The organism is Corynebacterium sp. HMSC04H06, assembly GCF_001815935.1.
GTDB lineage: Bacteria > Actinomycetota > Actinomycetes > Mycobacteriales > Mycobacteriaceae > Corynebacterium.
On record NZ_KV823444.1, the window covers coordinates 66,301 to 75,760 of the forward strand.

At 67.3% G+C, this 9,460-nt stretch carries 10 protein-coding genes; 4 read left to right on the top strand and 6 right to left on the bottom strand.

Annotated features, from left to right (window positions below; translation table 11 throughout):
- Positions 1-7: 7 nt before the first annotated feature.
- The 6 genes from dapC to typA form a co-directional block, all read right to left on the bottom strand.
- Positions 8-1,108, bottom strand: a complete 1,101-nt coding sequence (dapC, locus tag HMPREF3067_RS09210; RefSeq protein ID WP_070769426.1) for a succinyldiaminopimelate transaminase — start codon at positions 1,106-1,108, stop codon at positions 8-10.
- A 7-nt stretch (positions 1,109-1,115) separates the two neighbouring features.
- A complete protein-coding gene (gene fdxA, locus HMPREF3067_RS09215) occupies positions 1,116-1,439 on the bottom strand; it encodes a ferredoxin (RefSeq protein ID WP_070769427.1) in 324 nt (107 codons plus the stop codon).
- A 48-nt stretch (positions 1,440-1,487) separates the two neighbouring features.
- The gene (locus HMPREF3067_RS09220; RefSeq protein ID WP_070769428.1) at positions 1,488-1,871 is read right to left on the bottom strand and encodes a hypothetical protein; all 384 of its coding nucleotides are present in this window, start codon (positions 1,869-1,871) and stop codon (positions 1,488-1,490) included.
- Positions 1,868-2,782 carry an N-acetyl-1-D-myo-inositol-2-amino-2-deoxy-alpha-D-glucopyranoside deacetylase gene (mshB, locus tag HMPREF3067_RS09225; protein ID WP_070769429.1) on the bottom strand — a complete coding sequence of 305 codons (915 nt, stop codon included), beginning with the start codon at positions 2,780-2,782 and terminating at the stop codon, positions 1,868-1,870. Before mshB ends, HMPREF3067_RS09220 begins: the two co-directional genes overlap by 4 nt.
- Complete coding sequence (locus HMPREF3067_RS09230) at positions 2,769-4,367, bottom strand: ABC transporter family substrate-binding protein (RefSeq protein ID WP_083319246.1); 1,599 nt, start codon at positions 4,365-4,367, stop codon at positions 2,769-2,771. The genes mshB and HMPREF3067_RS09230 overlap by 14 nt, the downstream gene beginning before the upstream one ends.
- An 86-nt stretch (positions 4,368-4,453) precedes the next feature.
- A complete protein-coding gene (gene typA, locus HMPREF3067_RS09235) occupies positions 4,454-6,364 on the bottom strand; it encodes a translational GTPase TypA (protein ID WP_070769430.1) in 1,911 nt (636 codons plus the stop codon).
- Positions 6,365-6,893: 529 nt separating this feature from the next.
- Here typA and HMPREF3067_RS09240 point away from each other — a divergent pair.
- The 4 genes from HMPREF3067_RS09240 to HMPREF3067_RS09255 form a co-directional block, all read left to right on the top strand.
- Positions 6,894-7,613: an Rv1157c family protein gene (locus HMPREF3067_RS09240; protein WP_070769431.1), complete on the top strand. Its 720-nt coding sequence runs from the start codon at positions 6,894-6,896 to the stop codon at positions 7,611-7,613.
- Positions 7,614-7,617: 4 nt separating this feature from the next.
- A complete protein-coding gene (locus HMPREF3067_RS09245; RefSeq protein WP_070769432.1) occupies positions 7,618-8,160 on the top strand; it encodes a ribonuclease FAU-1 family protein in 543 nt (180 codons plus the stop codon).
- Positions 8,161-8,321: 161 nt separating this feature from the next.
- Positions 8,322-9,239, top strand: coding sequence for a DUF808 domain-containing protein (locus HMPREF3067_RS09250; protein ID WP_070769433.1), 918 nt, complete (start codon positions 8,322-8,324; stop codon positions 9,237-9,239).
- The coding region (locus HMPREF3067_RS09255) for a hypothetical protein (RefSeq protein WP_371259792.1) at positions 9,220-9,460 on the top strand (241 nt) is incomplete at its 3' end. The genes HMPREF3067_RS09250 and HMPREF3067_RS09255, both read left to right, overlap by 20 nt.

Consider the following 9,460-nt stretch of genomic DNA (forward strand, 5'->3'; position numbering starts at 1 on the left):
GGTGGCACTAGCGCCCCAGGCGCTCCACCGCGGCGGCGATCCCCTCGTCGGTGCCGTTAAGCCCTATGCGGATGTACTGCTTGCCGGCCGGGCCGTAGAAGTCGCCGGGCGCGACCAAGATGCCGCGCTCGGCCAACCAATCGACGGTCGCGCGGCAGTCCTCGCCGCGAGTTGCCCACACGTAGAGGCCGCCGTCGGAGTGGTCGATGCTAAAACCCGCTGCCGTCATCGCCTTCATCAGCGCCACGCGCCGGCGGGCGTAGAGCTGGCGCTGGAGCTGTTCGGAGGCGTCGTCGTCGAGCGCGGCGACCATCGCGGACTGGATGGGGCCAGGCACGATGAGGCCGGCGTGCTTGCGCACCGCCAGCAGCTCCTGGACGAGGTCGCGGTCGCCGGCGATGAACGCCGCGCGGTAGGACGCGAGGTTGGCGGTCTTGGACAGCGAGTGCAGGGCCAGCAGGCCGGTGTGGTCGCCGTCGCACACCCGCGGGTCCAGGATGGACACCGGCGGGTTGTCGTCGTTCCAGCCCAGGCCGAGGTAGCACTCGTCGGAGGCAACGATGCCATCATTAGCGCGGGCCCAGGCGACGACCTCGCGGAGGTGCTCGACGGACGCAACTTGCCCGGTCGGGTTGGCGGGATAGTTGAGGTAGACCAGCGAGGCGTCACCGAAGTCGGCGGTCTCGTCGGCGCGGACGGCCGTGGCACCCGCGAGCCGGGCCCCCACCTCGTAAGTCGGGTACGCCAGGCTGGGGATAACAATCCGGTGCCCGCTAAGCCCCAGCAGGGTGGGCAGCCACGCGATGGCCTCCTTGGAACCGATAACCGGCAGCACCGACTTCGCGTCTAGGCCGGTGACGTGGTAGCGCCGCTCCATTGCGCTCACGATGGCCTGCTGCAGCTCCGGCGAGCCGGCGGTGGCGGGGTAGCCTGGCTCCGCGGCCGTCGATGTCAAACCCAGCTGCACCCCCGGCGAGACCGGGTCCACGGGGGTCCCGACGGACAGGTTGATTATTCCGTCCGGGTGCGCGGCGGCCTTGGCCTTGGCCTCAGCCAGCGAGTCCCAGGGAAAGTCCGGTAACTTTTCCCCCAGCGGGGTGCGGTTCATGGTGCTTCTACTCCTGATTCTGTGGCGGCAACGCGGCGATCATCGGCGCGTCGAAGTCCTGCGGTCCCAGGGCGGCGGCACCGCCCGGGGAGCCCAGATCGTCGAAGAAGGCGGCATTGGCGTCGTTGTAGTCGAGCCACTCGTCCGGCACGTCGTCCTCGTAGAAGATGGCTTCCACCGGGCAGGCGGGCTCGCAGGCGCCGCAGTCCACGCACTCGTCGGGGTGGATGTAGAGAGAACGCTTGCCTTCATAGATGCAGTCGACCGGGCATTCCTCGACGCAGGACCGGTCCATCACGTCAACACAAGGTTGGGCGATTGTATAAGTCATGGGTGAAAATTATCTCCTGATCCAGTTTTTAGGCCGTTAATTAGTATGTCACTTCGTTCTGACAAAATGCCAGACACCGCCCGCGATGCCCGCGAAAAGCAGGCACACGGTGCGAATATTATTGGCTAGTAGCTGATCCCCAGTTACTTCAACACCAAACAAAAATATCGCGAAGAGCAGGATCCACACAACCAAAGGCAGCAGCACCACCGGGGTGTTCGAGCTCCACAGGCGCGCCGTTGTGGTCAGCACGTGGTTGAACAGGAACGCCACCACGATTGTTACCGGGAACGGCACCGGGCCCAGCCACACGTTGAGGTAGACGACCTCCAGCAAGCAGGACAGCGCCGCCCCGACGCAGAGCCAGGTTAGCCCGCCTGCGGCCTCGGCGCGCGTGAAGTCGGTGCGGATGACCGCTTGCTCGCCGCTCATGAATCTAGCTCCCCCAGCAGCCCGCGGATGCCCTCGCCGAGCGGCGACGGGCCCTGGGCGAGCTGGTAGGACTCAGTGCGCGGCAGCGGCATCAACAGCCGGTTGGACAGGGCGTAGCCGGTAGGCACCTCGGCCGGCTTGGCCGCCTGCACCCAGGCGGGTTCCGGGTTGGTCTCGGTGACGGTGCCGTCGCCGAGCCAGATCTGGGTCGCGTGCGCCGCCATCGCGCGCCGCTTGGCTTGGTAGGCGGCCGGGGTGAGCCGGACCTTGAGGTCGGCGCCGGCGTTGGTGAAGTTCTCCAGGTACTCGGCACTGGGCAGCTGCCAGCCCTCGGGCGGGCGCAGGGTCTCCAGGGCGCCCAGCGTCAGCTCGCGCTCGTAGATGGCCCACCACACCCGGGGAACGGCCCAGTCGGCCTGCTGGAGGGCCTGGTGGGTGGCCTGGTGCACCGCGATGTGGTCGGGGTGGCCGTAGCCGCCGTCGGGCCCGTAGGTGAGGACGGCATCGGGGCGCAGCTCGTCGATGAGCTGGGCGATGAGCTGGGCCGCCTCCGGCACGCGGTTGACCAGGGCGCGCGGGTTAGCGTGGGCGGCGGATCCTGCCATCCCAGAGTCGCGGAACTGGCCGGGCCCGCCCAGCAGCACCGAGCGCGCGCCCAGGTGGGCCACGGCGGCGTCGAGCTCCCCGATGCGGAATCCGCCCAGCTGGTCGGCTTCGCCCGCCACCAGGTGCTGGTATTTGTCGCCGATGACCTCGCCCTCTTCGCCCAGCGTGGCCGTTGCGACGGTCACCTGGGCCCCGCGCCCGCTCAGGCCGGCGATGGTGCCGCCGGTAAAGAGCGTCTCGTCGTCCGGATGCGCGTGCGTGACCAGCACGCGGTAGCCCGCAAGATCCAGGTTATTCTTCGTCACGTTCTCCTTCTTTCCAGGTTGGGGCGGATTCCAGCGACCACTCGGCGGGCCTTCCCGCAGGGCCAGCGATGCCCCGGCCCACGGCGTGTACTCGGGTCTCGTCCACAATCGGCACGTAGAGGGTCTGGGCCGCGTTCAGGGCGCGGACCTGCTCGAGGGCCTGTTCGCCCGTGTATTCGCCTCCCAGGATACGCGCCAGCTGCGCTGCGGCATCCTCCGGGCAATAGCCGGACAGGTCGCCGACGGCTCTGTTCTCGGGGCCCGGGCAGACGAAATAATCCGCGAAGTCCGCCGGCTGCAGGCTCAGATCGTGCCAGGCCAGGACGGCATCGGCGCGCTCGTTGGGCAGCAGCGTGGAGGCGATAACGGACATCTTCTCCCCGACCACCTCGGCGGGTATCCCCTGGCTGGTCAGCACGTCCACGAGGGCGTTCGCCGCGTTCGTGGCGGGCACGTCGGACGGGTCCGCGGCCAGCCGGATGGGCCGGTTCTCGGCGAGCTCGCGCAGCGGGGTGAGATCCGCGCCCGCGTCGACCGGGTTGCGGGCCACGGACAGGTCGGCGCTGCGGCCGGTGGCCAGGCGCGCCAGCTGATCGGTGTCGACGAGGCTGGCTAGGGCGCGGCGGGCTGGGGTATCGGCAAGCGTGCGGGTGGACAGCTGGAGGCGCAGCTGTCGCAGCCCGCCCTGGGTCTGGGCATCGACACCGGGAACCAGGGCCAGCGACTCCATGGTGGTCTGCTCCGGGCGGATGTCGGTGAAGCCGACCTGCCCGGTGCGCAGCATGTTGACGGCCTGCTGGGACGAGCGCATGTAGTGCAGCTCGACCACGTCCAGCTGGGACGGCTCCGCGCCCCAGTATCGGTCGTTGCGGTTCAAGGTGATCATCCCGCGGGCGTTGTCCACGGAGGCGACCAGGAAGCGCCCGGCCGAGGCCGGAATGTCGTTGGCCAGGGCCGCGCTAAAGGAGACGTCGCCCTCCTCCAGCAGATGGGCCGGAAGGAGGTGTTGGAACAGCTCGCTCCAGTCCGCCACGCGGGTGGACAAGTCCACGGTGACGATCTTGCCGCCGTCGGAGCTATGGACCGCACTAATTGCCTGGTAGGCGGCCGGGGACTTGACCCCCGGGGTGCTGCGCATCTTCTCCCACAGGTAGCTGAAGTCGGCCGAGGTCAGCGGGGTGCCGTCGGACCATTGGGCGGCCGAGGAAATCTCGTAGCGCAGGCGCTGGGCCACGCCTTCCGGGGGCTCGACTTCCTCGGCGGAGTCCACCACGTCGGTATCGATCCGATCGCCGTGGAAAACAGACGGCAGCACGAGGTCGGCGATGTCTTCGACGACTTGCTGGTTGTCGGCGAGCAGGTGCGGGTTGAGCCCGGCCTGCAGCGGGTCGACGCCGACGGCCACCCGGGAGCGCTCGGTCGGCTCGGGCGGCGGGGTGGTCGTGGTCGAGGTGGCCGAGGGCTCCGACGGCGCCTCCTCCACCACCGGTGGCGGGCCCGGGTTCGCCGCGCAGGCGCTTACGACCCCCCCGCCCAGTAGGCCGGCGCTTAGCAGCGCTATCGCGCCGCGAAACGGCTTTGTCACCGGTGCACCTGCCTTCTGGAAAAGAAATAAACCCCGCCCTACTTTAGTGCAGTGGGGCGGGATGAGGTAGTTAACGCTCGGGCGAACTACTTATTGAGCTGCTTGTTGCGGGAGGCCGCGCGCTTGCGGTCGGTCGCGGACAGGATCACCTTGCGCACGCGCAGGGCGTTCGGGGCGACCTCGACGCACTCGTCGGTACCACAGAACTCGAGGGCCTCCTCCAGGCTCAGGGTGTGGGCCTTGGCGAGGGTGACCGTGGCGTCGGCGGTAGCCGAGCGCATGTTGGTCAGCTTCTTTTCCTTCGTGATGTTGATGTCGATGTCCTCATCACGGTTGTTGGCGCCGACGACCATGCCCTCGTAGGCCTCGTCGCCCGGCTCAACGAAGAAGCTGCCGCGGTCGGCCAGCTGGGTCAGCGCGTACTGGGTGATCTGGCCGGTGCGGTCGGCGACCAGCGAGCCGGTCGGGCGGGACTTGATCTCGCCGGCCCAGACGTCCAGGCCGTCGGAGATGGAGTTGGCGATGCCCGCGCCGCGGGTCTCCGTCATGAACTGGGTGCGGAAGCCGATAAGGCCGCGGGCCGGGATGCGGAAGACCATGCGGACCCAGTCGCCTTCGCGCACGTCCATGGACTGCATCTGGCCCTTGCGGGTGGCCATCAGCTGGGTGACCGCACCCTGGTGCTCGGAGGGCACGTCGATGGTGATGAGCTCGTAGGGCTCGTGCACCTTGCCGTCGATTTCCTGGATGACGACCTGCGGCTTGCCGATGGTCAGCTCGAAGCCCTCGCGGCGCATGGACTCGATGAGCACGGACAGCGCCATCTCACCGCGGCCCTGGACCTCCCAGGCGTCCGGGCGTTCGGTCGGCAGGACGCGCAGGGAGACGTTACCGATGAGCTCCTGGTCCAGGCGGGCCTTGACCAGGCGAGCGGTCAGCTTGTCGCTGCCGCCGCGGCCGGCCATCGGCGAGGTGTTGACACCGATGGTCATGGAGATGGCCGGCTCATCGACGGTGATGCGCGGCAGGGCCTCCGGGTGCTCCGGATCCGCGATGGTGTCGCCGATCATGATGTCGGAGATTCCGGAGATAGCCACGATGTCGCCGGCGATGGCGTCCTCGGCCGGCTGGCGTTCGAAGCCGACGGTGCGCAGCAGCTCCGCGACCTTGACGGTCTTGGTGTGCTGGTTGCCCTCGTCGTCGTAGTGGATCCAGGCGACCTGCTGGCCCTTCTTGATGGTGCCGGAGTAGATACGCAGCAGCGCGATACGGCCCAGGAAGTCGGAGGAGTCCAGGTTGGTCACGTGCGCCTGCAGCGGGGCGTCGATGGTAGCCGACGGCTCCGGCAGGACGTCGTAGATGACGTCGAAGAGCGGCTGCAGGTCCTCGCCGGCGGGCACGTTGCCGTCGCCCGGGTTCTCGGTGGAGGCGATGCCGGCGCGGCCGGAGGCGTAGAGCACCGGCAGGTCCAGCAGCTCCTCGGCGGCGGCCGCCGCCTCCGGGTCGTCCAGGCCGGCGGCGATTTCCAGCAGGAGATCCTGGGACTCGGTGACGACCTCGTCGATGCGGGCGTCCGGGCGGTCGGTCTTGTTGACGGCGATGATGACCGGCAGCTTGGCCTCCAGGGCCTTGGTCAGCACGAAGCGGGTCTGCGGCAGCGGGCCCTCGGAGGCATCGACAAGCAGGACCACGCCATCAACCATGGAGATACCGCGCTCGACCTCGCCGCCGAAATCGGCGTGGCCCGGGGTGTCGATGACGTTAATAATAAGGTCGGCGCCATCCTTGCCCTTGCCCTTACGGGTAATGGCGGTGTTCTTGGCCAGGATGGTAATGCCGCGCTCTTTTTCCTGGTCGTTGGAGTCCATGACACGGTCCGTGTGTTCGCCGTGTTCGCCGAAAGCGCCGGACTGCTCCAGCATGCCGTTGACCAGGGTGGTTTTGCCATGGTCAACGTGGGCGACGATGGCGACGTTACGGAACTCAGTATGGGTCACGAATCGATTCTCCTTCAATGGAATCTCGGGTTGCCCGCCTTCCTTGCCGGGAGCAGGCCCTTGCCGCCCAGGCTCCCAGGAACGGGACATTTTTCAACGGGGTACAACGATACCCCGCCTGCTAGTTCGCTGCAGAATTGGCCACCGAAAAATGGACCCGACCTCAAAACTCGCCGCCCGCCGACCCCGCAGCCACGTCCGCATTTACCGCAGCACTGGGATGTGTAACGAAACCATTACATTCGACGAAAGATGAAGTATATAGTCACGTTCACAGTTGACTGTTACCAAAAATTAAATATTGTTACTGAAGGTGAAGTTGTTACGGCTGTGACTAATGTGGCCTAAGAGGCTTGCAGACACAAAACCCGGGGCCAGTTTAGTCACCGCCGGACAACGACTTCTTCTACTAGAACTTATCCCCCACCCAAGGACTGCGTTCATCGTGACCATTTCCTCCGCGGACCACGCCAGTACTCCCGCAACGCGCCGCCGGAGCCCGAGCTCCCGGCTCGGCCGCGCGGTAGCCATGTCAGCCGCGACCGCCGGGCTCATCGGCGCTCTCGTCGCCGCGGTCTCCCCCGCCGAAGCCACCCCGCAGGTCCCGGCTCCCGCCTCCTCGGTCGCGCCTCCTGCCGCCGAGCTGAGCGCGCAGTTCGAGGACGCCGTCGACTCCTCGCTGCCGGTGGATCACCTGGGCCGGCCCACCCCGGAGGCGGCCCAGCAGGTGCGCGACTTCGCCTATCAGCCGTGGATGCCGGAGGACGCCCGCAACGCCATCCTGGCGGCCCTGGCGTATACCACCGGCCAGGACGGCGGCGAGGCCGGCGTGGACATGCCCGTCGGCGGCCCGAACTTCCGGCAGTTCTACTGGCCGACCGTCTCCGGCCGCTGCATCGGCGGCACGCAGGATTCCGTGGGCTCGGCCATCGCGGTGCCGGGGCCGACCGAGATCCCCGCCCCCGGCGCCGGCGCCGGCGAAACCGCCTTCCTGTTCACCGCCATGGGTACCAAGCCCGCCACGTCCAACCAGGGCCAGATGAACGTCCACTGGTTCAACCTGAACAACTTCCGCAGCGGCGTCACCCCGCTGGGCAACCACGGGATTAACCCGGAGGGCCCGGCAACCATCTCGGGCCGCGCCGCCACCGGCCCCGGCACCGTGGTCGCCCTGCTCAGCGGCGCCGTCAACACCGAAGAGGGCAGCTGCCGCTTCGCCCCCACCGCCGCCATCGTGGAGGTTAAGTAAACCCATGAGCGTTGACTTGCACCCCGTCAAGGAAGAAACCTTCGACACCCGCGGGGATTTCAACATCGACCCGAAGGGCTTTAACCGCCCTGTCGACCGCTACGAGCGCACCGACTTCGGCCTCTACATGGGCCGCGGCGCCGACCACCCGCGCTTCGGCTACTTGGAGTCCTGGCTCCTGCCGGAGCTGCGCCTGCGTGCCAACATCTTCCACTTCCGCCCGGGCGTCGAGCACTCCCAGGACTTCTACTTCGACATCGCGGATATCTCCGTCACCGACGAGGTGTGGTCCACCCGTGATCTCTACGTCGACCTAGTCTCCCTGACCGGCAGCCCGGTCGAGGTCTTGGACATCGACGAGCTCGCCGCCGCCACCTCCGCCGGATACCTGAGTGCCGAGGAGGCCGAGGGGGCTATCGATGCCACCCTGACCGCCGTCGAGGGCATCACCCGCCACCGCGACGACGCCATGGAGTGGCTGCGCCAGCTGGGTTTCCCGCTCACGTGGGCCGACGAGGTGGAACTCCTCCCGGTCAGCAACACCTAAGCCTTCCGATAGTCGCACGTGTTGCAGCCGCCGGGGATCCGGGGTAGATTGCAAACGCTTTAGCTGTTGCTTTTAGCTTCTATTTCCTGCTGTGGCCCTTAGGCTTTTGCCCTAAATACGCCTAGCACTAATTCGCCTAACACTGTCCGGAGAGTGGTTCCATGGCCGGTGGCCTTCTTGCCTTGTTTGATGACATCGCGCTGATCGCGCGTTCGGCGGCCTCGTCGGTGGACGACGTCGCCGCGCTGACCGGCAAGACCTCCTCTAAGGCGGTCGGGGTCGTGGTCGATGACGCCGCCGTGACCCCGCAGTACGTCGCCGGCGTGGACCCCAAGCGGGAGCTGCCGATGATCTGGCGCATCACCAAGGGCTCCCTAATCAACAAACTCATCATCATCCTGCCGGTGGCGCTCCTGCTGTCCTGGCTGGCCCCTTGGGCGCTGACCCCCATCCTGATGCTGGGCGGGGCTTACCTCTGCTTCGAGGGCGCCCACAAGATCGCCGCGAAACTGCTGCCGGGCTTGGAGGATCAGGAAACGCCGGTGCGCGAGTCCGGCCCAGACGCGGAGGACTCGCTCGTGTCCTCAGCCATCCGCACCGACCTCATCCTGTCGGCGGAGATCATGGTCATCGCCCTCAACGAGTTGATGAGCGAGTCCTTCGGGCTGCGCGTTATCACGCTGATTACCATCGCCATCGCCTTTACCCTGGGCGTTTACGGCGCGGTGGCCGTGCTGGTCAAGATGGATGACATCGGCCTGCGCCTGCTCGAGCGCCGCGACGGCAACTCCCTGGTCGGCAAGGCCCTGGTCAAGGGCATGCCCTACGTCCTGCACATCATCGGCATCATCGGCACCGCCGCCATGCTGTGGGTCGGCGGCCACATCCTGACCTCCGGCCTGGCCGAGTTCGGCCAAAGCGCGCCCGCCGATGCCGTCCACCACTTGAGCCAGCTGGTTCCTGCCGGCGTGCTGGAATGGCTAGTGGATACCGCCGGCTCGATGGTCTTCGGCTTCATAGTCGGCGCCATCATCGTCGCCGTCGTCGAAGGTGTTCAGCATGTCCGGGCGGCCAAGTAACACCACCCCTTCCCCGGGGATCAAGTCCCCGCTCGTCTACGTGGCCCTGGTGGTCACCGCCGGCCTGGCCGCCGGCATCGTTGGTTTGGTAATGACGCTTTGTATCGACACCCTGCTCTTGATCGGCGCGCACGACGACCCAGGCCCCGCGCACTGGGCCACCGCCGTCAGCGTGCCGGCGGCCGGCGGGCTGCTGGCCGGCGCCGGCTGGTGGTGGCTGC